The following is a 26378-nucleotide window of genomic DNA, read 5'->3' as shown; positions in this document are numbered from 1 at the left end:
GGGTAGTTGCAGCCTGGCCGCAACTACTTGAGATAGGAACGCACGAGCAGGCTCATCTCGTGCACGCGCGCCGCGCGCTCGGCCTCGGAGGCCACCGGCTGGCCGAATTCTTCGCGGATATGCGCCTCCATCACTTCGGACATGAGGCCATTGACCGCGCCGCGAATGGCAGCAATCTGCTGCAGTACCGCCGCGCATTCGACACCGTCTTCCAGCGCCCGTTCCAGCGCCTCGGCCTGGCCGCGGATACGGCGCACGCGGGTGAGCACGCGTTTTTTTTCCTGCGGAGAATGCGGCATGAGCGTTCCAGGATAACTATACTGGGGGATAGTATAGTTGAAGCCTTCTGGACAAACAAGCGTTGCCCATGAAATAGCGTCAGAGTAAAGTTTTATGCAAAAAATTGACTGTGTTACGCCAATTTTCCGCCAGCATTCTCTCGCGCCGAGATCGGCACGGACAAGCGCAGCGTCGTACCTTTGCCGGGAGCGCTGTCGATGGCGAACGTGCCTGCGAGCGCGTTAATGCGCTCCTCGATGCCGACAAGTCCGAACGCCTTTTTTTTATTCCGGTGACCGGGGGAAATGCCAATGCCATTGTCAGCGATGGTCAGGTCAAGCTGGTCGATTTCGGTACGGATCACAATATGCACATGGCTTGCCTTGGCGTGCCGGGTAATGTTGGTCAGTGATTCCTGCAAGGCGCGGAACAATGTCGTGGAACGGTTTGCGTCGAGGTGGCGATCGAAATTTTCGTCGTCCACTTCCAGGTCGCATGCGATGCCATTCCTGCTTTCGAATTCATGGACCAACCACTCCATGGCAGCCATGAGCCCCAGGTCAAGCACAAAAGGCCGCAGGTCGTTGATCACCGCCTTCACGCTCGTCATCGCCGTATCGATGTGATCGAGCATGAGACGCGCCGTGCCGTGGAGATTTGGATGCGAGGCCGCCGTGTGTTCTACCAACGTCGAAGCATCCAGCCGGATCGCCAGCAGCGTCTGGCCCAACTCGTCATGGAGGTCGCGTGCAATCCGCTTGCGTTCCTTTTCCTTGATGGTTATCTGATGTTCGGCAAGCTCGCGGATGCGCGCTTGCGACTGATGCAAAGCCTCTTCGGCAAGCTTGCGCTCGGTGATGTCTTTTCCTGTGCCGCGGTAGCCTTTGTAATCCCCGTTTTCATCAAACATGGGCTCGCCGCTGATGCTGCACCACACGATACTGCCGTCCCGTTCCGGCATCACGTATTCAAAATCCGTAAAGGGAAGACGGGCTTTGATGGTAGTGTGTTGCGCGGTCCAGGTTGCATCGTCACCTCTGAACCCTAGTTCCCAGCCATTCTTGCCAATGCCGTATTCCGGAATCTTGCCACCTTTGGTTGCCTTCCAGCCTGCAACACTGGTCACCACGAAGTTCTCGTCATGCTCCCAGTACCATTCCGACGAGAGCGCGACCAGGCGGCGGAACCGATCCTCGCTTTCCCGCAGCGCTTTTTCAGCATGTATGCGCTGGGTAATGTCCCGGGCAAAAACGAGTGCGGCAGGCTCATTCTCGTAGTGGAACGGAATGGCGGAAATCCGTGCATACACCACCGTGCCATCCATTCTCTGCAACTTCACTTCCATTAGCGCAACGGATTCCTTGGCCTCGATAACCGACTGGAGGCTGGTTTCGGCAACCCCATGCAAATCAGGATGGACCCGGCCAAGAATGGACTGGCCCAACAACTGGTCCTGCGAATGGGCGCCAAACAGGTCCAACGTGGCTGCGTTCGCATAGGCAAAGCAACCACGGTTGCACACGTAAATCGCATCCGGCGCATTTTCGAAAAGCGCGCGGAAACGCTGATGACTCCCGACCAGCGCTGCTTCACTACGATGGTGATTCTCAACCAGGAGATTGAAATTGTTAACTATCCCGCCGACCTCGTCCTTGCTTTTCACGGCCAATGGGCCAAGCGGGACAGCACCTTGCGTCATCCGCTGCATCGCCTGGCCAGCCTCATCCAGCGGCACCAGCATGCGCCGCGTGATCCAGTGGGCAAGGAAAACCGCCAGCAGCGTCATGATGACGGCGATGGCAATCAGATAATTGCGCATTGCGGTCACAGGCTGGAAAGCGATCTCGGCTGGCAATGACACGATGACCAGCCATTGTGTCGTGGGCACGTAACTGGCGGACGCCAGGACCACCATACCGCGGGAATTCGTGGTAATGCCCGAACCCTTGAAGCCGTCGACAAAGCGGTCATACAAGGCGTTCATTCCTCGCGCGGGGGCCGCAGTCAGGGCGCGTGCGGTATCGGTATCGGTGGCGGCGAGGATGAGATTGTCGTGCGGCGAAATGACAGAAAACCGCTGTTGTCCCGCCAATTCCTTATCGAAAAAAGGACCGAGAAAATTGGGCGCGCTCAAGTCGGTCGTGCCGGTCATCACGGCACGCACCTTGCCGACATGGTCAAAAACAGGCACGGCGATAATCAGTAGCGGCTGTTTCAACGTCCTTCCCATGAGCGGCCTGGCGATAACGGGTTTGCCTGTTTCCAGCACTTTAATGAAATGGTCGCGATCCCCCACGTAAATGCCCCGGCGCCCCGGCATGTCCGGGTAAGCAGCAATGGCCCGGCCGTCCAGTCCGATCACGGCGATTCCGGCTGGAAAGATACGCTGCAAGACAGTTGCTTGTGATAGACGGGTATCGAGGATGGGCGGCGTGAGATGGTCAGGCAGGCCTCTGGCAGCAACAGTGAGCAGGTTGATGCGTCCCTCCAGTTTGGCATCCAGATCGGCTGCAAGGCGTCGTGCAGAAGCGTACTGCTGGTCAAACAGCACTTCACTGAATTTCTGCCGCTGAATAGCGGTAGAGAAAAATACCAGCCCCCAAAGCAGGGTAAGCGACAAACAAAGCGACAATCCGATCAGACGGCCTTTCAGCGAACTGACGTAGTGCAACTTCAGTTGCGCAAGGAGGCCGGGGAGACGGTTCGGGAAATTGCTAAACATGGATTGTCGTTGCCCGCCGCGCGCCTTGTGACGGCACAACATAGAAGAGACTCGAGAATTAATTCAACGCCGATTTTAACTGATGGAATAAAAATATTTTCGTTATGAAAGCTATGCCTGAGTGCATTAATTGACGCAGCGCAATATTAAGCAAAAAAGAGGCGGAAAACCTTGTTTTCTTATTAAGCAGATCATTGTCCATATTTTCTATGTCGAACCGCAGAAGCCACAATCAAAAGCCGTTTTAATAACAGTTCGTGTTCATATTTGTTACACATGGATGTAAAAAATATGCAATTGAAGCGGCAATCAGTCTTATCCAATCTCCAAGCCAATCCGATGGCATTGAAGAGAGAATGACAGCAAAAGCCGGCGCTGCGTCCGGGCACGACTTTGACGATTGCTTGCGCAGTTGTAGTACCCCCTGGATGTACATTTCGACCAACCACGAAAATTCAAATGAAGGAGCAGCGACCATGGTCAATTCGACAGTAAAGCCGGTCCCCGATGGCATGCATTCCCTGACGCCCCACCTGGTATGCGCCGGCGCAGCGGATGCCATCGAATTCTATAAAAAAGCCTTCGGCGCGAAAGAAGAGGCGCGTCTGCCGGGCCCGGATGGAAAAATCATGCACGCCTTGCTGCGCATCGGCGATTCGGCGCTCATGCTGGTGGACGAAAATCCCGAATGGAGGGCGTTCGGGCCGAAATCGCTCAAGGGCACGCCGGTCACCATCCACCTTTATGTCCAGGATGTCGATGCGCAAGTCGCGCAGGCCGTCGCCGCCGGGGCGAAGGTCATCATGCCGCTCGCGGACATGTTCTGGGGCGACCGCTATGGCGTTCTCGAAGATCCGTTCGGCCATAGCTGGTCGGTTGCCACCCATGTGCGCGATGTGAGCATGGAAGAAGCGCAGGAGGCGATGAAGCAGATGCCCGCAAACCCGCAAGGCTGCGCCGGCTAATTGCCAGCCTCGCATATCGGCTTTCGCAAGATCCGGGAAGTCGGGTCATCGCCTGGCCGAGTGCTGCGCCGTGACTGCGTCAAACGACGAGGCCAGGCACGCGATTGTGATGCAATCCCGCGAGTTCGGACAGAACTCGCTCGACATCCTCAAACAGTGGCCGGCATGCGTTTTCCTCATTCAGACAGGCTGCCGTCAGGCCTGCCAGGCGCGCCAGAATGCGCTGGGATGCAGCCGGCCCATCGCATCGCTCGGTCAGTTCTTCCAGCAGATAACCGAAAGCGCGCACTTCTAGCCGCTGCAGCGCATCCGCATGTAACGTTTCAGGCGCGAATAATGAAGCTGCACCAAAGTCGCCCAGCAAGGCGCGTCCCCGGCTGCCATGCAGGATATTGTGGCCGTACAAGTCGCCGTGCATGATGCCGCGACGGTGCAGGTGCTTTGCCGCTGAGGCAATTCCTTGGGCAATACTCAGGGCCGAGGCCAGATCGAAAGACGTCCCTGCGGCGTAAATATCGCGCGTGCAGGATTCAAGACTGGGCGGCCCGGCAAGGTTACGAAATTCAGGATCGATCAAAGGCATGACCAGGCCATGAACGTCCGTCGGGTGATCCTGTACCTTGCCCTGAACCGGAACCAGGTTCGGATGTTCGCCAGCGGCGAACCAGGCCGCCATCTCGCAGCGGGGCAAGCCATCGCTGGTCACCTCGCCCTTGAACAGCTTGACGGCGACAGGTCTGGTGGCGTTACCATTTCGATGTTCCGCGCCGTGGATTACGCCGGATGCGCCCTCTCCCAGCTGGTCGTGAATCTGCAATTCCTCCCAGGAGATACTCGTGATTGGCGTATCTGCGAGCGCAGCAAGCTCGCGCTCTTCACAGAATGGATTGCCTGCATATGCCAGCCATGACAAACGCGGCAGCAAGAGCAGCCAGTCGGGAAGTTCAGTCAGCCGGTTTGCAGCGATGCGCAGCAATTCAAGGCGGGAACAGGCGGACAACTCCCCGGGCAATTCCCGCAAATTATTCCCAGCCAGCATCAGCTTCTGAAGTTGCTTGCAGTTTCCGATCTCGGCGGGCAGCGCTTCGATCCGGTTATCGGTCAGGATCAGCCAGCGCAGTTGTGCCGGTAGCGATTTGGCGGACACCTTTTGGATATGGTTGGCCTTGAAACCAATCATGCTCAGCTGCGGACACTGACCCAGGACTTCGGGGAGCTCGGTGAACTGGTTGTCCGAGCAAAAGATGATGCGCAGTTTGCGCAAACGTGGCAGGTCATCGGGTAGCGAAGACAGGGCATTGCCCGACAAATCGAGGATTTCCAGGGTGTCGGCGAGGTTGAAAATCTCTTTTGGGAATTCGGTGAGATTACAAGCCAGTTTCAGGCGTTGGGTACCGGTCAGTTTTCCGGTGCGTAGCTGTTCCAAGGTGTGCATTTCAGATAACCCCAAATAACCGAAAATAAATATCCGTACTCCCCGCTTCGCGGGTTCGTCGCTTTTCATGCGGACGTATTACCGCAACCACTGCGGCCCGGCGCGCCGCTGCGCGTCACACCGCCCCGCAGATTCTCCCGGCTTTGCGCTTGCAAGCGCAAAGCTTCGAAGCCCACGCGCGCGCATGCGCGCTCCTCTCCGAAAACAAAAAGCCCCGCAATGCGGGGCTTTGTGTTTTGGCGGGAGGGTGGGATTCACATTATTCCTTCCGTAGCCCGTATATAAAGGAACAAAAAAATATGAATAACACGGATGCCCCCAATTATGCCCCCAAATTGTTTTCTGTGCATGCGCTTTCCAGAATTCCCGGCATCACTGGTCGCCCAGTGGCGACACAGCAAGCACCATGACACGCACTTGCACAGTGCTCGGGGCACTTACAGCGATGCATCCGCTGGAATAACGCCATCCAACGCGCCTTCCGTCGGAAAACGGACATGCGGCAAACGCCACTTCTGAAGTGGAAAGAAATTCGCTCCAGAACTTTCCTGTCACGTCCGCGGCCCCTGTTCACTGATCCAACGTCGAATCTCTTCAACTCGCCACACCGTAACCCGGGCGGACAACTTTATCGGTGCTGGAAATGTTCCAGCCAGTACGCGTTGCCACAGGGTTGACTTGGATATCGGAATAATAGTCAAGACTGTCGATTGCCGCAAAAAACCCGTTTCAGGGAGAGTTGCATTGTGTGAATGCGATGTTGACATGATCAGCCCTTTCATCGGCATGCTCGCCGGACAAGGAAGTGACCCGCTCTGTCGCAACCATGCGTGGCCAGGGAGACATGGTCGCTAGGGAACTTAAAACTCTGCGACATACCAAGGCAGTCCCGGCCATTTTGGTATGGATTGGGAAATGCATTAACTTAAAAGTACATGCAGAAGCAAATACTGAACCAGTAACGCGATCTATCAAGAGGATGTATCTGCACTCGCTCACAATCCCCACTGTGCAAACACAGTAGGATTGAAAGCAAAAAGTAAGGGCAGTTATCGGCTGCGACGCCGCCGCACTTTAACCTCATACGGCGGATTTCGCGCTACCGGGCCCAAAGCCGCGACGTGGCGCAAACTGCTGAAACAATAAATCAGACAGAGATCAGATTCAACTATCGCAACAGATGCCGCCACTTAAAATAGCGAAATCGTTTCTGAAACGGAGGGATTTCAGTTGGCTCTTTTTATAGCACGACTCAGATGAGCCAAGTTTTTAATTATGGAGGCGGGAGCAGTAACCGGCGTAAACGGCTTTGCAGGCCCTATTGGCACATTGAAAATCAATGACTTACGCAAATGCCACAATTTTTGCCACAAAACGGCATGAAAAACCCCGCAGAAATTATTACAATAAAAACAATAAGGCATATAGGAATACGACGTCGGTGGCATCAAGGGGAAGAAGCTGTCGCATAATCTGATGTCTCTCCGAGGTGCCGATGGTCACAATTCATTCAACATCGCGCGTCAATCTGCACCGAGACCGGCATCGCTATTCGCAGCGTCGTGCCTTTTCCGTGATTACTGCTTACGCTAAATTTTCCGCCTAATGCGTTGATACGTTCTTCGATGCCAATCAGACCGAACGTACTTTTTTTATCGCGATGATCGGGGCCAATGCCAATCCCATCGTCGGCAATCGTCATTACAAGCTGGCCATCTTGCGTGCGGATCGCAATGCTTACCTGCCGTGCCTTGGCGTGCCGGGTGATGTTGGTCAGGGACTCCTGCAGGATGCGGAACAATGCGGTGGAATGGCTTGCGTCGAGGTGGAGATAGCAATCCTCGTCGTCCACCTCCAGGTCGCAGGGAATGCCGCTCATGCTCTCGAATTCATGGACTTGCCATTCCATGGCGGCCAGCAGTCCCAGGTCCAGCACGAAAGGCCGCAGGTCGTTGATAATCGTCTTCACGCTCGTCATTGCAGTATCGATGTGATTGAGAATGAGACGGGCCGCCTTGTGATGGTCGGGACGCGACTCGATGGTTTTTTCGGCCAACGTGGTGGCATCCAGTCGGATCGCCAGCAGCGTCTGGCCCAGTTCGTCATGCAAGTCGCGGGCGATGCGCTTGCGCTCTTTTTCCTTGATGGCTTCTTGATGTTCGGCAAGCTCGCGGATACGCAGTTGCGACTGGCGCAGCGCTTCTTCAGCCAGCTTGCGTTCTGTGATGTCTTTTCCCGTGCCGCGATAGCCTTTGTAATCACCATGTTCATCGAACATGGGTTCGCCGCTAGTGCTGTACCACACGACATTGCCGTCGTATTGCTGCCGCGCGTATTCAAAATCCGTGAAGGGAAGCCGGGCTTCCACCGTGGCGCGATGCGCCTTCCAGGACGCCTCGTCACTCCCAATGCCGCCCATTTTCCAGGGATTCTCTCCAATACTGTATTCGGGGATCATGCCGCCTTTGATTTCCCTCCATCCTGCAACGGTGGTCACCACGAAATTCTCGTTGTGCTCCCAGTACCATTCCGACGAAAGCGCAACCAGGCGGCGGAAGCGTTCCTCGCTTGCCCGGAGCGCTTTTTCGGCCCGCTTGCGCTTCGTGATATCCCGTGCAAAGACCAATAAGCCATCGTGGCCATGATAGTTAAACGGCATGGCAGAAACCCGCGCATACACCACCGAGCCATCCATGCGCAGCAACTTCAACTCCATGGGCAAGAAATTTTCCTTGGCCTCGCTGACTGAACGGATGCGTTGTTTGACCACCGCATGCAAGCTCGTCTGGATGCGCTTCAGGATTGACTGGCCCAGCAACTGGCCCGGTGATTCGGCGCCGAACAGGTGCAAGGTGGCGTTGTTTACATAAGCAAAGCAATCCCACGTGTGGACAAACATGGCGTCCGGTGCATGCTCGAGCAATGCCAGGAGGCGCTGCTCGCTGCGCCTCAGCTCGACTTCACCGCGACGGCGGTCCTCTACCAGGACATTGAAATTATCAATGATGCCACCGACCTCGTCTTTGGCCTTTACTGTCAAGGGCGCAAGCGGGATCTCGCCCTGCGTCATGCGCTGTATGGCTTGTCTCGCCTCATCGAAAGGAACCAGCATGTGCAGGGTGATCCAGTGGACAAGGAAAACCGCAGCCAGCGTCATGATGGCTGCCATACCGATCAGATAATAGCGCATGATAGTCACCGACCGGAAGGCAACGTCAGCCGGCATAAATGCAATCGCCAACCAACCTGTTGTGTGCACGTAGCTGGCAGAAGCGAGCATTTTTGTGCCGTTGGAATGGGTGTCAATACCTACTCTTTTAACACCACTCACCAAGCGGTCATACAAGTGGTCGACGCCCCGCGACGGTGGAGCGGTCATGACGCGAGCAGGATCGGTCGACGCCAGGATGAGGTTATCGCGCGGCGAGACAACAAGAAACTGTTGTTTATCCACGATCGACTTGTCGAAAAAGGCGCCGAGAAAACTCGGCGAGATCAGGTTGGTGACGCCAGTCATCACTGCCCGAACCTTGCCGGCACGGTCAAAGACAGGCACGGCAATCACCAGTACCGGAAATTCCAACGTCCTTGCCATGAATGGCTTGCCGATATATGGTTGGCGTGTTTCCACCACGGCTTTGAAAAAGTCGTGATCGCCCGCGTACGTGCCATGGCGCCCCGGCGCGGCTGGATAATTGGCTATAACTCTGCCATCCAGGCCGATCAAGCCGATGGCCTCAGGAAAGGTACGATGCAAGCTAGTTTCTTGCGCCATATGCGCCTCAAAGATGGACGATGTGAGAGTGTCAGGCAAACTTTTGGCTGCAACGGTAAGCACATTAATGCGTACCTGAAGTTTGTAATCCATATCGGCAGCAAGACGCCGTGCCGTTGCTAACTGCTGGTCAAACAGCACTTCACTGAATTTCTGCTGTTGCACAGCCGTTGAGAAAAATACCAGTGTCCAAAGAAGGGTAAGAGATAATCCCAGCGACAGTACGATCAGACGACCTTTAAGAGAATCCAGGTAATACCACTTCAGACGTGCAAGGAAATCTTGAGAATATTTAAGGGATTTGCTGAGCATAGATTCTTCGTCAGACCTGATACAGAAATGTCAGATTCAGCTCCGTTTTGGCATTACGTCTGGAATTAATCATATCTGCATAGCTAGATCATAAGCCTCGTCATGGCGAGCTAGTCTTGACATGGTATATGCGGCCGGATACGGGATGCAAACACCGTGCCTCTAGATATGACCAATTACTGTTAGTTCGAATACGCACTATCTTTTGCACTCAGCCTTTTGCTGAGTGCAATCAATGCTACATATTGGGATAATTCGGTCCGCCACCGCCTTCCGGTGTCACCCAGACGATATTCTGGGTCGGGTCCTTGATGTCACAGGTTTTGCAGTGCACGCAATTCTGCGCATTGATCTGCAAGCGTGCTTCGCCAATATCGCTCTTGACGAATTCATACACGCCGGCTGGACAGAATCGCGACTCCGGACCCGCGTATTTCAGCAGGTTGAGGTAGACCGGCACGCTCGCATCTTTCAACGTCAAATGTACCGGCTGGTCTTCGGCATGGTTGGTGTTGGAAATGAACACCGACGACAGGCGGTCAAAGGTCAGCTTGCCATCGGGCTTCGGGTACGCAATGGGCTGGCATTCTGCTGCCGGCTTGAGACATTCATGGTCGGCGTGGGTTTGATGCAAGGTCCAGGGGGCCTTGCCGCCAAACACGACTTGATCGATGCCCACCAGCAGCGTACCGGTGACCAGGCCCTTGCCCATGGCCGGCTTGAAGTTGCGCGCCTTGTGCAATTCTTCGTGCAGCCACGAGCCCTCGAACGCCTGCGGATAGGCCGTCAGTTCGTCGTGCTGGCGGGCTTCGCCCAGCGCGTCGAAGGCGGCGTCGGCGGCCAGCATGCCGGTCTTCATGGCGGCATGGCTGCCCTTGATGCGCGAAGCATTGAGGAAGCCGGCATCGCAGCCGATCAGGGCGCCGCCCGGGAACACCAGCTTGGGCAGCGATTGCAGGCCGCCGGCGGTAATCGCCCGGGCGCCATAGGACAGGCGCTTGCCCCCCTCGAAGAAGGCGCGGATGGCCGGGTGGGTCTTGTAGCGCTGGAATTCCTCGAAGGGCGACAGATAGGGGTTGGTATAGGCCAGGCCCACCACGTAGCCCACCGCGACCTGGTTGTTTTCCAGGTGGTAAAGGAAGGAGCCGCCATAGGTGGCATTGTCCAGTGGCCAGCCGGCGGTATGGATCACCAGGCCAGGCTGGTGCCGCTTGGGGTCGATTTCCCACAATTCCTTGATGCCGATGCCATAGGTTTGCGGATCGCACCCGGCGTTCAGGTCATACCTGGACATCAATTGCTTGCCCAGGTGCCCGCGGGATCCTTCGGCAAACAGGGTGTACTTGGCATGCAATTCCATGCCCAGCTGGAAGGCGTCGGTGGGATTGCCCTCCTTATCCACGCCCATGTTGCCGGTGGCAACCCCCAAGACCTGCCCATCGTCGTTGTAGAGCACTTCGGCGGCGGGAAAGCCGGGGAAGATTTCCACGCCCAGGCTTTCGGCTTGCTGGCCCAGCCAGCGCACCACGTTGGCGAGCGAGATGACGTAATTGCCGTGGTTCTGGAAGCAGGCGGGCAAGAGCCAGTTGGGCGTCTTGAAGGCCTTGTTTTCCGACAGGAAGAGGAAGCGGTCTTCGGTGACGGGGGTGGCAAGGGGGGCGCCGCGTTCTTTCCAGTCGGGGAAAAGTTCGCTGATCGCGATGGGGTCCATGACGGCGCCGGAGAGGATGTGGGCGCCCAGTTCGCCGCCTTTTTCCAGCACGCAGACCGAGACCTCCTGGCCTTTTTCCGCGGCGCGCTGTTTGAGGCGGATGGCCGCCGACAGGCCGGCAGGTCCCCCGCCGACCACTACCACATCGTATTCCATCGCTTCGCGCGGACCGTACTGTGCCAGGATATTTTGGGAATTCATCACGCTAACTTAGGTATGGTAAGAAGGGTTCGTCGCAGGTCGCAACACAAAAAATGCTCGTGTCCCGAGGAACACGAGCCAAAACCACATTGGAAGTGGTGGAGAAACTGAATTACGCTGTTTCGCCGAACAATTCGCGGCCGATCAGCATGCGGCGGATTTCGCTGGTGCCCGCGCCGATCTCATATAGCTTGGCGTCGCGCCACAGGCGTCCGGCCGGGTATTCATTGATATAGCCATTGCCACCCAGCGCCTGAATGGTTTCTCCCGCCATCCAGGTCGCCTTCTCGGCGCTGTACAGAATCGCGCCGGCAGCATCCTTGCGCAGCGCGCGCACGGCTTCCGGCGTCCTGGCGCGGTCGCACGCCTGGCCGACCGCATAGACGTACGCCTTACAGGCCATCATGGTCGAATACATGTCGGCGATCTTGCCTTGCATGAGCTGGAACTCGCCGATCGACTGGCCGAACTGCTTACGGTCGTGAATGTAGGGAATCACCACATCCATGCAGGCGGCCATGATGCCTAGCGGCCCGCCCGACAGCACGGCACGCTCGGAATCGAGCCCGGACATCAGCACATTGACGCCCTTGCCCAGGCCACCGATGATGTTTTCCTCTGGCACTTCGCAATCCTGGAATACCAGCTCGCCCGTATGCGAGCCGCGCATGCCCAGCTTGTCGAGCTTTTGCGCGATCGAAAAGCCCTTGAATCCCTTTTCAATCAGGAAAGCAGTGATGCCGCGTGGACCGGCTTCCGGATCGGTCTTGGCATAGACCACCAGGACATCGGCATCGGGACCGTTGGTGATCCACATCTTGTTGCCGTTCAAGACATAACGGTCGCCTTTTTTATCGGCGCGCAGCTTCATGCTGACCACATCCGAACCGGCATTGGGCTCCGACATGGCCAGCGCACCAATGAAATCGCCGGAAATCAATTTCGGCAGATATTTCAGTTTCTGCGCATGCGTGCCATTGCGGCGGATCTGGTTCACGCACAGGTTCGAATGCGCGCCATAGGACAGGCCGACCGAGGCCGAGGCCCGCGAAATTTCTTCCATGGCGACGATATGGGTAAGGTAACCCATGGCGCTGCCGCCATATTCCTCTTCCACCGTGATGCCCAGCACACCGAGGTCGCCGAATTTCTTCCACAGGTCCATGGGGAACTGGTCGCTGCGGTCGATTTCCGCTGCACGCGGGGCGATTTCGGCTTGCGCGAATTGCTGCACGGCTTCACGCAGTGCGGCGATGTCTTCGCCATGATCGAAAGTCAGGGACGGAAAATTAATAATTGGATTCGTCATGATTTTTATTGCTGTCGTATGAATTGATGATGTAAAGTTTTCCGTACTCTTTTCGGCGCTTGCAAATAAAGCAAAAATCTATATTTACAAACACCAATTTGGCGATATTTATCTGTCAATAATTCTGTATTACTGCCGTAAATAAAAAGGGGCGGATTACTCCACCGCCTTGACCATGTCTTCGATGACTTTCTTGGCATCGCCGAACACCATCATGGTCTTGTCCATGTAAAACAGTTCATTGTCCAGCCCCGCATACCCCGCCGCCATCGAACGCTTGTTGACGATCACGGTCTTGGCCTTGAACGCTTCCAGGATCGGCATGCCGGCAATGGGTGACTTCGGATCTTTCGCCGCCGGATTGACCACGTCATTGGCGCCCAAGACCAGCACCACATCGGCCTGGCCGAATTCGCTGTTGATGTCTTCCATCTCGAAGACCTGGTCATACGGCACTTCGGCTTCGGCCAGCAGCACATTCATGTGCCCCGGCATGCGCCCGGCCACCGGATGGATCGCATATTTCACCGTGACGCCCTTGTGGCTGAGCTTCTCGGTCAATTCCTTCAGGGCATGCTGGGCCCGCGCCACCGCCAAGCCATAGCCCGGGACGATGATGACGGTTTCCGCATTGCCCATCAGGAAGGCCGCATCGTCAGCCGAACCGGACTTCACCGGACGCTGCGCCTGCGCGCCACCGGCAGTCGCGGCGGCCGCCTCGCCGCCAAAGCCGCCGAGAATCACATTGAAGAACGAGCGGTTCATCGCCTTGCACATGATGTACGACAGGATCGCACCGCTTGACCCCACGAGTGAGCCGGCAATGATCAGCATGGCATTGTTCAACGAAAAGCCGATGCCCGCCGCCGCCCAGCCCGAATAGCTGTTCAGCATCGACACCACCACCGGCATGTCGGCGCCGCCAATGGGAATGATGATCAGCACGCCCAGCACGAAGGCAATCGCCGCCATGATCAGGAACGGCGTCCAGGCCGGTTCGGTGCCCGGGGCGAAACAGAACGCCAGGCCCAGGATCACCATCGCCAGCGCCAGGAGCAGATTGAGGATGTGCTGGCCCCTGAAGCTGACCGGCGCGCCCTGGAACAGGCGGAACTTGTACTTGCCCGAGAGCTTGCCGAAGGCAATCACCGACCCCGAGAAGGTCACCGCGCCGACGAAGGTGCCGATGAACAGTTCCAGGCGGTTACCGAAGGGAATGGGGGCTTCGCGTGTGGTGATGTTGAAGACCCAGGGCTCGGCCACCACGGCCACCGCAATGCACACCGCGGCCAGACCAATCAGGGAATGCATGGCGGCGACGAGTTCAGGCATCTTGGTCATCTCGACCCGTTTTGCCAGGAGCGCGCCAATGCCGCCGCCGACAATCACCCCGGCCAGCACCAGGCCAAAGCCCAGGCTGCCATTACTGGCTTCGCCCTGCAGCTTGACGATCAGGGCCAGCGTGGTCAGGGTGGCAATGGCCATGCCGCTCATGCCGAAGGCGTTGCCGCGCCGGGCTGTGGCCGGGTGCGACAAGCCCTTGAGGGCCTGGATGAAACAGACTGAGGCGACCAGGTAAAACAGCGTCACCAGGTTCATGCTGACAAAGGCCATGTTCATGCTGCACTCCCTTGCTTGGCCAGGGCTGGCGTACCAGCTGCATTTGCCGCCTTGGCGGCGACTTTCGGTTCTTTCTTGCGGAACATTTCCAGCATGCGCTGGGTCACCAGGAAGCCGCCAAAGACATTGACAGCCGCCAGGGCCACGGCGAGCGTGCCCATGGCCTGGCCGACGATGCCTTCGGTCAGGCCTGCCGCCAGCATGGCGCCGACGATGATGATGGCGGAAATGGCATTGGTCACCGCCATCAAGGGCGTATGCAGTGCCGGGGTGACGGTCCAGACCACGTGGTAGCCGACGTAGATGGCCAGCACGAAAATGATCAGGTTGATGAGGGTGTGACTGACTTCCATGAGCTTCTCCTTCAGGCGGCCTTGCGCAAGGTGGCGCCGCCATGGCACAAGAGCGTGGCGGCAATGATTTCATCGTCGGCGGGAATGGCCAGTTGGCCTGCCGGGTCGATGATCAGTTTGAGGAAATCGAGCACATTGCGGGCATACAGGGCCGAGGCATCGGCGGCCACCAGGCAAGCCAGGTTGGCTTCGCCGATGATATGCACGCCATGTTTGGTGACGGTCTTGCCCAGTTCCGACAGGGGGCAATTGCCGCCCTGCTCCACCGCCATGTCGACGATGACCGAGCCCGGCTTCATGGCCTTGACCGTGTCTTCGCTGATCAGGACGGGGGCGCGGCGGCCGGGAATGAGCGCCGTGGTGATGATGATGTCGGCCTGGGCGGCGCGCGCATGGACCAGTTCGGCCTGGCGCGCCAGCCAGGCAGCCGGCATGGGCCGGGCATAGCCGCCCACGCCCTGGGCGATTTCGCGCTCTTCGTCGGTGAGATAGGGCACGTCGATGAATTTGGCGCCGAGCGACTCGACCTGTTCCTTCACGGGCGGACGCACGTCGGAAGCTTCGATGACCGCCCCCAGGCGCTTGGCGGTGGCAATGGCTTGCAGGCCGGCCACGCCCACGCCCATGATCAGCACGCGCGCCGCTTTCACGGTGCCGGCGGCGGTCATCAGCATGGGCATGAAGCGCTGGTAAGTGTTGGCAGCCAGCATGACGGCCTTGTAGCCGGCGATATTGGCTTGCGAGGACAGCACGTCGAGCGATTGCGCCCGGGTGATGCGCGGCGCGGCTTCCAGGGCAAAGGCGGTGAGTCCTTGTGCGGCCATGGCGGCGGTGTTGTCGGCATCGAACGGGTTGAGCATGCCGATGACGACCGTGCCAGGCCGAATCTGCGCGCGCTCGTCAGCCGACGGGGCGCGCACTTTCAATACCAGGTCGCAGGCGAAGGCCTCTATTGCCGTGCCGATCGTGGCGCCGGCGGCAAGGTAGGCGGCATCGGGGATGCTGGCCGCAATGCCGGCGCCGGATTGCACGATGACGGCGTGGCTGGCCGCCAGTTTCTTGACGGTCTCGGGCGTGGCCGCAACCCGGGTTTCCCCGGGCCGCGTCTCGGCGGGTATGCCAATTCTCATGTCGATCTCTTTATTAACTTAATAATTTCGATGGCAACGAAAGGTTTATCTGGATTCAAATACCCAAGCCGTGCACTAATTAACTAACCAAAGCCGGCAAGCCAATTCTTATTGTTGCTAACAACTTCTGTGTTGCCACATGAATTGGCACCATCTCATCCGCGCCTAAGCGACTTCGAACAGTGCAGCGGCGCCCATGCCGCCCCCCACACACATCGTGACGACAACATAACGAACACCGCGTCGCTTACCTTCGATTAAGGCATGACCAGTAAGCCGTGATCCGCTCATGCCATAGGGATGGCCAATGGAAATGCCACCGCCATTGACGTTGTAGATTGCAGGATCAATCTCAAGCTTGTCACGGCAATACAGTGCCTGGCACGCAAACGCTTCGTTGAGCTCCCAAAGTCCAATATCTTGAACTTTTAAGCCATGAAGCTTTAATAATTTTGGAATCGCATAGAGTGGCCCAAGTCCCATCTCTTCCGGCGGACAACCAGCTACTGCCATGCCACGGTAAATCCCCAAGGGCGCTAAGCCAGTTTTCTCAGCCAATGTTGAACTCATGAGCACACAGGCGCTCGCACCATCAGAAAGCTGGCTTGCATTACCTGCAGTAACTACTCCCCCCGCGATCACAGGGGAAAGTGCAGCCAGCGATGCCAAGGTCGTGTCAGGTCGGTTGCCTTCATCGCTCTGCAACGTCACTTCTCGATAAGCGACTGCGCCACTTTGCTTGTCTTTGACCAGCATCGTCGTCGTCAACGGCACAATTTCAGCGTCAAACCGGCCTGCAGCTTGTGCTTGGGCAGTGCGTTGCTGCGACAAAAGCGCGTAACGGTCCTGCGCCTCACGTGAAATTTGATACTTGTCTGATACATACTCTGCCGTATCAAGCATGGACATGTAAGCATGGGGATGCTTCAGGGCGACGTTCTGGTCCGCTTCTGCATTGACCCATTCGGCGTAGCGCTGCTGAACCGCCGAAATGTTTTCCTGACCACCGGCAACGACCACTTCCATACCATCGACCAAAATCTGTTTGGCAGCGGTCGCAATCGCCATCAAGCCGGAAGCGCATTGCCGGTCGACAGTCTGGCCACTGACACTGCCGGGAAAACCGGCGGCTAAGACGGCATTGCGCGCAATATTTGAACCGGCAGTTCCAGCGGTCAGGACGGTGCCAATAATGACATCATCAATCCGGTCAGGCTCAATGCCTGAGCGCGACACAGCATGCTTCATCGCATGCGCCATCAGCGTCGGCGATTTTGTGTTGTTAAGCGCCCCACGAAACGCCTTGCCAATCGGCGTACGCGCAGTAGAGACAATGACAGCTTCTTTCACGATGGTGCTCCAGTAACAGACAGGTTAAGTTTTTCACCCAAAGGGCCGTTGAACGGCCTAAGCTTTTTGCTGTTCAGCAACGGCGGCATAGCCAGCCGCCTCGAGCGCTGGCTTGACGCTTTCAAGCGCGCCACCGCCATCGCATGGAATCAGTGCGCCAGAAACAAAGCTGGCGTAGGGCGATGCAAGAAAAAGGGCGAGATTGGCAATATCATCCAGCGTACCGAAACGCTGGACCGGCACAGCTGCCAATGCCGCGGCGCGCTCTTCTGGATTGCGCGACATGAGCCGCCGAAAACCTTCGGTACCATCAATCGGACCGGGCGAAATCGAATTGATACGGATACCTTCGCTGCCCCATTCGAGGGCCAGAATGCGCGTCAATTGGTCGACACCCGCCTTGGCAGCGCCAGCATGCGCTTGAAATCGCATGGGAACAAAAGACTGGGGTGCAGTAATGTTAATCACGGACGCACCAGGCTTGCGCAGATGCGCATAAGCCTGGCGCAGCACATGAAAGGTCCCAATCAGATCGATGTCAATCACGACTTTAAAGCCATTGGAGGACATATCCTTTGCTTCGCAAAGGAAGTTGCCCGCAGCGCCGGAGACCAGCGCGTCGATTGGACCGAATCGATCAACAGCATCCGCAAACGCCCAACCCACCGCATCGAAATCGCGCACGTCGGCACACACACCATGCACACGGCCGCCAAATTTCGCCAGTTCAGTACACGCTGCATCAACATTCTCTGGCTTACGACTGGCGACGGTTACATCCGCCCCTTGCCGTGCAAAGGCTTGTGCGATACCAAAGTTAATGCCGGTGGTGCCGCCGAATACGAAAATATGCTGACCCTTGAAATCAAAATTGACTTGCACAATATCCTCCCAATGCTACCGGCAGCAGCCCCATGGCTGCGACTGACCACATGTGTTTTCCTAGGTAAGAGAATAATTGTCCAAGAGGCGCATTTGCCGCCATAATGGTGACAAATCCTGCCATTAAAATATTCAGTCATCGTGACGCAAAAGAAACTAGCGAAGGTTCGAGGCATGACAGCGACCAGTCCCATAGCCTTTGTTAATGCCATTCTTCTTGCCTATAAAAAGTATGGCGTCGACCCAGACGAGATGCTGAAACATGCACAAATTCAGCCAGAACTGCTAGGCGAGCGGAATGGCAGAATAACTGCAAGGCAGCTGGAAATTTTCACCGAAGGTGCCATGCGGCAGTTGAACGACGAAACGCTTGGCTGGTTTGCCCGCAAACTTCCTTGGGGAACCTACGGAATGCTTTGCCGTGCATCCTTGTCTTCCCCCAATCTGGGCGTTGCCCTTCGGCGTTGGTTTCGCCATCACTTATTGATCACCGAAGATATCGAAATGACATTAATTGTGTCTTCGGATCGGGTCGCGACTGTTTCGGTGCTTGAAAATCAGGACTTTGGCGACATGCGCGAACTTTGCCTGCTTTCTTACCTGCGATTCGTTCATGGCTATGCCTGCTGGGCCATCGATTCGCGCATGCCGTTGCTACAGACAAGCATGCCATTCGACCGACCGCTTCATGGCGATATTTATCCGTTATTATTCGCAGGGCCGGTCCAGTTCAATGCGCCGCGCGCCTGCTTCAGCTTCGATGCCAAGTATTTAACCTTGGCACATCAGCGAGATGAGAACGCACTGCGCGTGATGCTGCAGCGCCCCCTTCCGCTTTCCATCCTGCCATACCGCCGTGATCGCCTGCTGGTGCAACGGGTACGCAAATTAATGAGCGACACCACAATAGATAGCGATGATGCTGACGCCGTTGCGCGACTGCTTCATGTTTCATCCAGAACCATGTACCGGCAACTGCGTGAAGAAGGCACTTCACTCCAAAACATCAAGGATGAGGTGCGCCGCGAGCGTGCAATCAAGCTGCTGTGCAGCACTAATAAACCAATCAAACAAATCGCTTTATCCGTCGGCTTTTCCAGCGACAAGAGCTTTACCAGAGCTTTCCGGCAATGGACGGGAGACACGCCTGGCGACTATCGTCAAAAAGCCGCCCTGCGTATGTAGGAATGTAAAAATTCAGGCAATACCGGATGCAGCTTGACGATTACGGCAATCCTGCACCGAAGAACCGGCCAAGCATGGCCGGGTTCTCGGTACAGGAAAATGATCCAAGCCTGCCTCGCCGAGGCAAGCCATCTATTACTTGGCAATAATACTTCTCTGTAGGACTATGCCAACAAATATGGGTCACCTTTAAATCCGCGATGATCGTAACGGGCGAAACTGATGACAGTGCCAGGAACGCCAACTGCCGACAGCATCATGCGAACCTGATCCAGGCCGGATCGCACCCCTTCAGGCGAAGGTGGCCGCACTGTAGCAAGCGTTGCCGCGATCATTCGCCCAATGTCGTAGCCGACCGCAGCATACGCGTGATCCGCCTTGCGTCCATAGCGCGATTCAAACGCTTGCACGAAGCGTTGAAACACCTTGTTCTCCGGGTGTACTGCCTCGACGCCGCCCCAGCCTTCCAGCGATGACGCTTTGCCAAACACGGGATGGCGTTTGGCAAGTTCCAGTCCTGTAAGCCGTAACGGATTCCAGCCGATGGAAGCAAGCACTTCATTGATCTCGGCATGGTGTTCGCCCCCAAGATAAATCAGCACTTCGGCACCGCGAGAGCCAAACAAGGCCAGACGCGCAGCAAGCTTCTTCCCGTACTCGGCCACCTCAACATCCTCAAAGCAGTCCTGAGCGGCCGCCTGCCGGAAAGCTGCTTCAATGGTTGCGCCGCGCGGCCCGGTTTCGCGTACCAAAACGACTTTTGCATGCCCCAGGCTACGCGCGTGACGAAGCAGGCGGTGCGAAATGTCAGCCGGATGTCCAAGCGGCAGCTGAAAGCAGTATTTCCCAGTCATGGCATCGCTTGCGCAGTAAGTCAGCGTAGGTATGGCGTGCGCTTCGATGAGATCACGGACAGTCCCACCATTATCCTCATCGAACGGACCGATCATTGCCATCATCATGCCGCCATCATTGAGTTCACGCCAAGCCGCTTCCGCATCCAGAACCGAGCCATCCGGAGCGCCATTGACGTCACGCACAACGAGTTTCACGGGCCTGTCGAGCTCGCCCATATCACGGCTTTCTTCGAGAGCCAGCATTACTGCATCGTGCAAGTCCTGATGGGCAGCATCACTCCGGTCCATCAACATGCCAACCTGATAGGGAGTAATGACAGAATGGCGGCTATTGCCTTGATGTTGTTTTTGATTACTCATGAATACTCCTTACAGCGAAGCGAGAAATTGGGAAGGCACGCCGACAAGTTCATTTCGCCCCTCATTAATGCGTCGAATGGTGAAATAATCGCCTTTGTATCCGCGGTGGTCGTATGGGCCATAACTGATATGGTTGCCGGGGCAGCCGACGGCCGCAGGCAACATCCGGATCTTTTCCATTGCCGCGCGTATGCCCGCGCGAGACGGCGGGCTGGCATTACCCAGGGCAAGTGCCATGACGCGCCCCTCATCGTAACCATGCGCTGCCCACATATGGGATCCATCACGCCCAAAGCGCTTTTGAAATGCAACCGCCATTTTCATCAGAGTTTCATTACCTTCGTGGTATTGATCCAAGCCATACCATCCTTCGTACTGAGTTGGGCCGTCAAAACCCGGATTGGCACCACAAAATGTCAGCCCAGTCATGCGCAGTTTTGGATTCCAGTCCAATTTCCGGAACGCCGCCGCAAGTTGCTTGAACTGCATACCAACGCCGACATACGCAAACGCTTCCACACCAGCGGCTTTCGCAAGCTGCAGCTTTTCGATGACCTCGGCTTCCGGAGCGACAGAGTTAATGCTTTCGCAGCAGGCAATTTCCAGATTTGCGTGCCGGGCACTTGCACGCAATGCTTCCCCGTACTCTTCCCCCTGGAAAGAGGTATCGTGAATCATCGCAAAGCGCTCGAACCCCTGAGACTTGATAAAAGCGGCGATAACTGGCGCTTCGTCCATGAATGTGCCACAGGGAGCCGAAAAACAATACTCCCCATCAAAACCGGTTGTCGCAGCAAATGTGAGGACCGGAATTTTCATCTTTTCATTAATTTCCTGGCGCAGAACTGCACAATCTTCAGTCATTGCCAATCCGATCATCGCATGCACGCGATCATTTGCGACGATATCTCGCATGGCAGCGCCAACTTCGAGCGCAGAGCCGTTGGGAGCGCCCCAAACTTCGCGCGAAACCAGCTCGACGGGCCGATCGATAATGCCGGCTTCAAAGGCTTCCTCGAAGGCCAGACGCGCGGCATCTTCCCAATCAAGCAGCAACTGCAGCTGAATTGCCCAGTTATGGTAAATCGATATCCTATACGGTGCGCGTAACATGTTTAGCTCCTTCAGTTTTCATGAAATTGAAAATCCGCCATCTATGGTGATTGTCTGTCCAGTGATGTATCCACCGGCTGCGCTAGCCAACATGAGTATTGGTCCGGCGACTTCTGCCGCATCTGCCGCCCGCCCCAAAAGAATCCGGCCGGGCGCCATCAAGGGGCCAGTAGGACTTACATGCGAGTACGCCTTAGGACGTGGGTCCAAAGGCTTTACAGCACCTGGCAGCACCGAATTCACGAGGATGCCATCCGGGGCATACTCAAGCGCGGCAGACATGGTCATCGAATCAAGCGCCGCTTTTGATGCGTTATAAGCCACTTGATGATGGACGGCAGTGCGGGCCGCTCCGACTGACGAAATATTGATGATTCGGCCGCCCTTGCCGCCCGTGCGCATGCGGCGTGCGGCTTCTCGCATGCAAACGAAACATCCCCAGACATTGACTTCCTGCATCTCCAGCCACTGCGCATGCGTGAGCGAATCCAATGGGAACTTCGGGTAGATTCCGGCGTTATTCACCAGGATGTCGACAGTGTGAAAGGAGCGTTCGACCTCATCAAACAACCGGGTGACACTGGCCTCGTCAGCAAGATCGAAGCAGAGTGCAATTGCAGCACGATCTTTTGCCCGCAGTTCGGCTGCAACCAGTTCGGCCGCAGCAAGGTCGCGGTCCGCGATGACCAGCGTAGCCCCGGCTTTTGCAAAAAGCCTTGCCACGCCCTTGCCGATCCCGGCGCCAGCGCCTGTGACAACGGCAACTTTTCCGGCTAGTGAAAACAGCTCGAGAGAAAGCGTCGTAACCATCAGATTAACTGCCCGCCGCCTTCAACCACCAGCATCTGGCCTGTAACGTGGCCCGCAGCTGGCGAGGAGAAAAATGCTACAGCAGTAGCGATGTCTTCCGGCGCATTGATGCCAAGAGGAATCAGTGCCTGCCTGCGACGCTTCTCTTCCCCGACCGCCGGATCGAGGGTACCGGAAGAGTGCATCAAGTTTGTTTCGGTCGTTGTCGGACCCGGCGCGACGCAATTCACGGTGATGCGATGCTCCGCAAGCTCCAGGGCGGCAGCCTTTACCAGCATGGGGATCGCCGACTTGCTTGTGCAATAAGCAGCAGCACGTTTGTAAGGTTTGACTGCCGCTGTCGATGCGATGGCAACATAGCGACCGCCGCGTCCTGATGCAGCCATAGCCTCGGAGGCTGCCTGAATACAAAAGAGATTACCTCTTACATTGATATTCATGTAGAGATCCCACTCCTCCGGCGTAATGTCCTTGATGAAGTTCATCGACTTAGACCAGCCGGCGTTGTTTACGAAGATATCGAGTCGGCCAAATTCGCGAACGGCAGCCGCAACTGCCGCGAAAATCGAGTCGCGCTCAAGCACATTTAAGGAGGCTTGCGCAACGCGATGGCCATTCGCCTTTAGCTCGGCTGTCGTCGTTTCCAGACGCGGGTCAATGTCCGTCAGCATGACGGCGGCACCTCGCGCAATCAACTCTTCGGTAATGGCGCGTCCGAGGCCATAGCTAGCCCCAGTCACAAGAGCTACTTGCCCTTCCAGATCCATTTTCTTCATTTTGAAAGCTCCCAGGACAACCGGAGCTCCGAAACTTGGCTTGCCATGCCTACCGATTGCTGCGTCTTGGTTTCAGGCTTGATGCGAAACTCGGGGATGCGCGAAATCCATTTTCCCAGAAACACTCGAACTTCACGCTTCACGAGGATCGAAGATACGTGAGGAGGCCGCTCGGTCAGCGCGGCGATGGTTGGTATTTCCATGATATCTCCACAAAGTAATTGGAGGCTGCCTGAGCGCCTCGAGTCTATTAATTTTTGTCACCGGCGACTCGTCAGCATGGCACCGAAAAACTCCAGCACGCATCCGCCAGCATCGCCACTTTCACATCACAATTGACATGTTTAGTATCGACAAAAAAATTTACAATGTCAACTAGTATACCTAAGTTATACTATTTAAATTAGAAGGCCATAAGAAGCCCAACGGCTGTCAGCCGCGTGATTGGCCATTGCAGCAGCCATCAACGCTACGTTGCAGATGAATTATTCACCGTGCCATAGCCCCCAGTTCGGATGGTTTGAAGCCACGCATTAAAAGCAGACGGCCACGTCGACCGGCAAGGCACAGCATGCCATCGAGCAGCGGCAGTACAGTAGTTTCAGCGATTCGTGATGGTTGGTGCGGTCAGCTTGGACTTGGTTCAGTAACCATTCACGCGGTCGATCACGTTCAATGGCTTGAGGCCCGCACGTACGCGCCGGATGTTCTCGACCACATAGGCCGCCGCCGAGGTAGGCGATGACAGCGTTGCGACATGAGGTGTTACAGCAACGCGCGGATGATCCCACAGCGGGCTTTCGTCAGCCGGTGGATTTGGGTCATGGGCATGAACATCGATGGTGGCACCCGCCAACTGCCCGCTGTCGAGCGCAGCCAGCACGTCGTCTACCACATGGTGTTCACCACGTGCGACGTTGATCAGATAGCTGCCATGCGGCATTTTCGCCAAATTTTCACGGTTCAGGATGCCACGTGTTGCCTGCGTCAACGGTAACAGACAGACCAGGATCTCGCTGCATTTCAGGAAGGCGTCCAAACTCGACGGGCCCTGATAAATTTTTACGCCGGGCAGAGATTTATCCGTTCGGCTCCAACCGGCGACCTTAAAGCCAAGCGCCACCAGCTTGCTGCAGAGGTCACCACCCAGCGCACCCAGGCCCATGACGCCGACCGTGCGGTCCTGCGCGCACGGGACCTGCAGCCGCTTCCAGACATGGGACACCTGCTGTCGCTGATAAGCATCAAGCTGCCTGTGGTAGCGCAGCACTGCTGCCAGAACAAACAGCGACATGGTATTCGCCATTGCCGGATCGACCATGCGCGACACCAGCAACCCTGGCGGTATCGCCGGATCCGACAAGGCGTAATCGGCACCAGCGGCGAATTGCTGCATGAACTTTATCTGCGTCATGGATTTGAATAACGCGGCTTCAGCACGCTGTCCCAGGAAACACTCGACCCGCTCCAAGTCGCCGGTATCGGGCCAGACGCATATGTCGAGATCGGGCATCAAGGACGCGATAGCCTCTTTCCAGGACAACGGGTCGATCACGTCAGGATTGGGTGAGCGGATCAACAAAGACATCGCGTGGCTCCTATGGGTTGCTGGCCGACTGCAAAACAAGCGGCGCCCGGGCGCGGTGCGGCAACATGTAAGCGATCAGCACACACAACCAGCAACACAACGCTATCACTACAAAGACTGTGGTGTACGCTTGTTCTGTCGGAAAAACGCCCTTGCCGCGAGCGGGGTCCGTGATGGTAGAACTGGCCATCACGACGGCGAGGATTTGCCCCCCGGCGGCATGGAAGGTGGTGCGAACCACGACCGACAATCCGGTGGCTTCGCTGGTACGTTCCTTGGGACATACTTCGACAATCACGTTCGGTATGGCTGCAAACAGAAAGACGATGCCCGATCCTGTGATGAGCACTGTAGCTGCAACGATCCACAACTGGCTGTGGTCAAAGGTCAGTGCGGTCCATCCAACAGCACAGATCAATGCGCCGACCATCATGGCCATGCGGCCACCGTACTTGGAAGCCACCCAGCCGCTCACCGGTGAACTAAGCGAACCAGCAATGTTTCCGGGCACCTTGAGTGCGCCGGCCAAGGTAGCAGACGCACCCAGTCCCACCAAGGTCCAGGTAGGCTGCTGCAGCAACAAACTGATCACTTGGGCTTGCATGGCGCCAAACGCGGCTAACCCCATGCAGATGTTGGCAAGCAGGATCTGGCGATTGGCCAGCAAGCGCACATCAATCATCGGCTCTTCCTGCTGCAATTCATAATAAACCCAGTAGGACAGCACGGCCAGGGCGCCGAACGCCAAGCCAAGCGTACGTGCATCGAACCACCCCCATGCCGCCCCCTTGGACACGGCGAACAGCAGCGCAGCCACCGCCGGCGCGAACAACAGCGCACCAACCACATCGAGTGGCTTGGTACTTGGCTGGCGTTGCGACGGCGGCAGAATGGTGAAAACCACCAGCCATCCCACGATGACGATGGCCGTACTCCAATAAAACAGCGCATGCCAGGAAAAGTTATCGACGATGACGCCGCCCAGAAGAATGCCGGCACCAACCCCGGCAGCGGCGGTGCCGCCGATCACGCCAATCGCCAGCGGCACGCGTGCAGGCGGCATGTGTTCACGCGCCAGCCCGTAACACAAGGGCAAGATCGGTGCAGCCATGCCCTGCAAACACCGCCCGACGATTACCCACGTCAGGCTCGTCGCGAAGGCACTAACCAAAGACCCGATCGCGCATATCGCCAACATGATCAGCACTACGCGACGACGTCCGTAGATGTCACCCAGACGGCTACAGATCGCAACTGTTGCCCCGCCAACCAGCAAGTAGCCTGTCAATAACCAGCCCACCCCGATCGGATCACCGAATTCCTTGAGAAACACCGCCAATGCGGTGTAGATCATGCCGGTTTCGAACGCGCCAGCCAACTCGGCGGTACCGATCGCAAACAGCATCAGCCACATCCGCGCACTCATCTTTTGTCCACTCATGCTTTGTCTCTCTCTTAATATAATCTCTAGCTTTTCATGGGGAAATTGGCACCCCGTCCTGCTGAAAAGCCATGCCAACTTTCAGCGCAGCTTGTTTGCATAATTTTTTACAGATAGTACACGCACCTCATAATAAACGTCTATAACTTAGTGCCACTAATTTATTTTTTTAAAAAGACAAGCAAAATGGGTGGCGCATTGAGA

The 26378-nt window shown here is 56.5% G+C and carries 21 protein-coding genes; 2 read left to right on the top strand and 19 right to left on the bottom strand.

The genetic code is table 11. From position 1 onward, the window contains the following. Positions 1-23: 23 nt before the first annotated feature. Both frmR and D3878_RS03060 read right to left on the bottom strand, forming a co-directional pair. Positions 24-299, bottom strand: a complete 276-nt coding sequence (gene frmR / locus D3878_RS03065; protein ID WP_119784142.1) for a formaldehyde-responsive transcriptional repressor FrmR — start codon at positions 297-299, stop codon at positions 24-26. A gap of 113 nt (positions 300-412) precedes the next feature. Next, positions 413-3001, bottom strand: coding sequence for a PAS domain S-box protein (locus D3878_RS03060; protein WP_158592163.1), 2589 nt, complete (start codon positions 2999-3001; stop codon positions 413-415). A gap of 476 nt (positions 3002-3477) precedes the next feature. Here D3878_RS03060 and D3878_RS03055 point away from each other — a divergent pair, with 476 nt between their 5' ends. After that, positions 3478-3966, top strand: a complete 489-nt coding sequence (locus D3878_RS03055) for a VOC family protein (RefSeq protein WP_119787668.1) — start codon at positions 3478-3480, stop codon at positions 3964-3966. A gap of 79 nt (positions 3967-4045) precedes the next feature. Here the strand turns inward: D3878_RS03055 and D3878_RS03050 are convergent, their stop codons facing one another. From D3878_RS03050 to D3878_RS03005, 10 genes are all read right to left on the bottom strand, one after another. Continuing rightward, positions 4046-5401 (bottom strand): leucine-rich repeat-containing protein kinase family protein, encoded by a 1356-nt coding sequence (locus tag D3878_RS03050; RefSeq protein WP_119784140.1) that lies wholly within the window; start codon positions 5399-5401, stop codon positions 4046-4048. Positions 5402-5952: 551 nt separating this feature from the next. After that, complete coding sequence (locus D3878_RS03045) at positions 5953-6168, bottom strand: helix-turn-helix transcriptional regulator (protein WP_233556447.1); 216 nt, start codon at positions 6166-6168, stop codon at positions 5953-5955. Between the two features lie 743 nt (positions 6169-6911). Continuing rightward, positions 6912-9488, bottom strand: coding sequence for a PAS domain S-box protein (locus D3878_RS03040; RefSeq protein ID WP_119784138.1), 2577 nt, complete (start codon positions 9486-9488; stop codon positions 6912-6914). A 238-nt stretch (positions 9489-9726) separates the two neighbouring features. Then, the gene (locus D3878_RS03035; protein ID WP_420799470.1) at positions 9727-11400 is read right to left on the bottom strand and encodes an electron transfer flavoprotein-ubiquinone oxidoreductase; all 1674 of its coding nucleotides are present in this window, start codon (positions 11398-11400) and stop codon (positions 9727-9729) included. Between the two features lie 112 nt (positions 11401-11512). Next, the gene (locus D3878_RS03030; RefSeq protein WP_119787667.1) at positions 11513-12697 is read right to left on the bottom strand and encodes an isovaleryl-CoA dehydrogenase; all 1185 of its coding nucleotides are present in this window, start codon (positions 12695-12697) and stop codon (positions 11513-11515) included. A 168-nt stretch (positions 12698-12865) separates the two neighbouring features. Next, positions 12866-14323 (bottom strand): NAD(P)(+) transhydrogenase (Re/Si-specific) subunit beta, encoded by a 1458-nt coding sequence (locus D3878_RS03025; protein WP_119787666.1) that lies wholly within the window; start codon positions 14321-14323, stop codon positions 12866-12868. Between the two features lie 2 nt (positions 14324-14325). After that, the gene (locus tag D3878_RS03020) at positions 14326-14682 is read right to left on the bottom strand and encodes an NAD(P) transhydrogenase subunit alpha part 2 (RefSeq protein WP_119784136.1); all 357 of its coding nucleotides are present in this window, start codon (positions 14680-14682) and stop codon (positions 14326-14328) included. Positions 14683-14693: 11 nt separating this feature from the next. Then, on the bottom strand, positions 14694-15812 hold the full coding sequence (locus D3878_RS03015; RefSeq protein WP_119784135.1) for a Re/Si-specific NAD(P)(+) transhydrogenase subunit alpha: 1119 nt from the start codon (positions 15810-15812) through the stop codon (positions 14694-14696). A 165-nt stretch (positions 15813-15977) separates the two neighbouring features. Continuing rightward, positions 15978-17162 (bottom strand): acetyl-CoA C-acyltransferase, encoded by a 1185-nt coding sequence (locus D3878_RS03010; RefSeq protein ID WP_119784134.1) that lies wholly within the window; start codon positions 17160-17162, stop codon positions 15978-15980. A gap of 57 nt (positions 17163-17219) precedes the next feature. Then, a complete protein-coding gene (locus D3878_RS03005; protein WP_119784133.1) occupies positions 17220-18044 on the bottom strand; it encodes an SDR family oxidoreductase in 825 nt (274 codons plus the stop codon). A 174-nt stretch (positions 18045-18218) separates the two neighbouring features. Between D3878_RS03005 and D3878_RS03000 the strand changes: the two genes are divergently transcribed. Continuing rightward, the gene (locus D3878_RS03000; protein WP_119784132.1) at positions 18219-19229 is read left to right on the top strand and encodes an AraC family transcriptional regulator; all 1011 of its coding nucleotides are present in this window, start codon (positions 18219-18221) and stop codon (positions 19227-19229) included. Between the two features lie 164 nt (positions 19230-19393). On the opposite strand, the gene D3878_RS02995 is transcribed toward D3878_RS03000, so the two are convergent. The 7 genes from D3878_RS02995 to D3878_RS02965 form a co-directional block, all read right to left on the bottom strand. Further along, positions 19394-20446: an ABC transporter substrate-binding protein gene (locus D3878_RS02995; RefSeq protein ID WP_119784131.1), complete on the bottom strand. Its 1053-nt coding sequence runs from the start codon at positions 20444-20446 to the stop codon at positions 19394-19396. A gap of 9 nt (positions 20447-20455) precedes the next feature. Next, positions 20456-21559, bottom strand: coding sequence for an ABC transporter substrate-binding protein (locus D3878_RS02990; RefSeq protein WP_119784130.1), 1104 nt, complete (start codon positions 21557-21559; stop codon positions 20456-20458). 18 nt (positions 21560-21577) lie between these two features. Beyond that, positions 21578-22369, bottom strand: a complete 792-nt coding sequence (locus D3878_RS02985; protein WP_119784129.1) for an SDR family NAD(P)-dependent oxidoreductase — start codon at positions 22367-22369, stop codon at positions 21578-21580. After that, positions 22369-23145 (bottom strand): SDR family NAD(P)-dependent oxidoreductase, encoded by a 777-nt coding sequence (locus tag D3878_RS02980; RefSeq protein WP_119784128.1) that lies wholly within the window; start codon positions 23143-23145, stop codon positions 22369-22371. The genes D3878_RS02985 and D3878_RS02980 overlap by 1 nt, the downstream gene beginning before the upstream one ends. Next, positions 23142-23348: a hypothetical protein gene (locus D3878_RS02975; RefSeq protein WP_119784127.1), complete on the bottom strand. Its 207-nt coding sequence runs from the start codon at positions 23346-23348 to the stop codon at positions 23142-23144. Before D3878_RS02975 ends, D3878_RS02980 begins: the two co-directional genes overlap by 4 nt. A 440-nt stretch (positions 23349-23788) precedes the next feature. After that, a complete protein-coding gene (locus tag D3878_RS02970) occupies positions 23789-24733 on the bottom strand; it encodes a 2-hydroxyacid dehydrogenase (protein ID WP_119784126.1) in 945 nt (314 codons plus the stop codon). A gap of 10 nt (positions 24734-24743) precedes the next feature. After that, entirely contained in the window at positions 24744-26174 is a 1431-nt protein-coding gene (locus tag D3878_RS02965; protein WP_119784125.1) for an MFS transporter, read from the bottom strand. Positions 26175-26378: the final 204 nt, after the last annotated feature.

The organism is Noviherbaspirillum sedimenti, from assembly GCF_003590835.1.
Classification (GTDB): Bacteria; Pseudomonadota; Gammaproteobacteria; order Burkholderiales; family Burkholderiaceae_D; genus Paucimonas; species Paucimonas sedimenti.
Note: the sequence above shows the minus strand (reverse complement) of the source record. Positions and strands in the feature narration are given on the sequence as shown.

Bases quoted from the DNA above. Each gene is read 5' to 3' on its own strand.
- D3878_RS03040 (WP_119784138.1), bottom strand. From the start codon at position 9,488: ATGCTCAGCAAATCCCTTAAATATTCTCAAGATTTCCTTGCACGTCTG.
- D3878_RS03035 (WP_420799470.1), bottom strand. From the start codon at position 11,400: ATGAATTCCCAAAATATCCTGGCACAGTACGGTCCGCGCGAAGCGATG.
- D3878_RS03015 (WP_119784135.1), bottom strand. From the start codon at position 15,812: ATGAGAATTGGCATACCCGCCGAGACGCGGCCCGGGGAAACCCGGGTT.
- D3878_RS02965 (WP_119784125.1), bottom strand. From the start codon at position 26,174: ATGAGTGGACAAAAGATGAGTGCGCGGATGTGGCTGATGCTGTTTGCG.
- D3878_RS03060 (WP_158592163.1), bottom strand. From the start codon at position 3,001: ATGTTTAGCAATTTCCCGAACCGTCTCCCCGGCCTCCTTGCGCAACTG.
- D3878_RS03055 (WP_119787668.1), top strand. From the start codon at position 3,478: ATGGTCAATTCGACAGTAAAGCCGGTCCCCGATGGCATGCATTCCCTG.
- D3878_RS03025 (WP_119787666.1), bottom strand. From the start codon at position 14,323: ATGGCCTTTGTCAGCATGAACCTGGTGACGCTGTTTTACCTGGTCGCC.
- D3878_RS02975 (WP_119784127.1), bottom strand. From the start codon at position 23,348: ATGGAAATACCAACCATCGCCGCGCTGACCGAGCGGCCTCCTCACGTA.
- D3878_RS02995 (WP_119784131.1), bottom strand. From the start codon at position 20,446: ATGAGTAATCAAAAACAACATCAAGGCAATAGCCGCCATTCTGTCATT.
- frmR (WP_119784142.1), bottom strand. From the start codon at position 299: ATGCCGCATTCTCCGCAGGAAAAAAAACGCGTGCTCACCCGCGTGCGC.
- D3878_RS02970 (WP_119784126.1), bottom strand. From the start codon at position 24,733: ATGTCTTTGTTGATCCGCTCACCCAATCCTGACGTGATCGACCCGTTG.
- D3878_RS03000 (WP_119784132.1), top strand. From the start codon at position 18,219: ATGACAGCGACCAGTCCCATAGCCTTTGTTAATGCCATTCTTCTTGCC.
- D3878_RS03020 (WP_119784136.1), bottom strand. From the start codon at position 14,682: ATGGAAGTCAGTCACACCCTCATCAACCTGATCATTTTCGTGCTGGCC.
- D3878_RS03050 (WP_119784140.1), bottom strand. From the start codon at position 5,401: ATGCACACCTTGGAACAGCTACGCACCGGAAAACTGACCGGTACCCAA.
- D3878_RS03045 (WP_233556447.1), bottom strand. From the start codon at position 6,168: ATGTCAACATCGCATTCACACAATGCAACTCTCCCTGAAACGGGTTTT.
- D3878_RS02985 (WP_119784129.1), bottom strand. From the start codon at position 22,369: ATGGTTACGACGCTTTCTCTCGAGCTGTTTTCACTAGCCGGAAAAGTT.
- D3878_RS02980 (WP_119784128.1), bottom strand. From the start codon at position 23,145: ATGAAGAAAATGGATCTGGAAGGGCAAGTAGCTCTTGTGACTGGGGCT.
- D3878_RS02990 (WP_119784130.1), bottom strand. From the start codon at position 21,559: ATGTTACGCGCACCGTATAGGATATCGATTTACCATAACTGGGCAATT.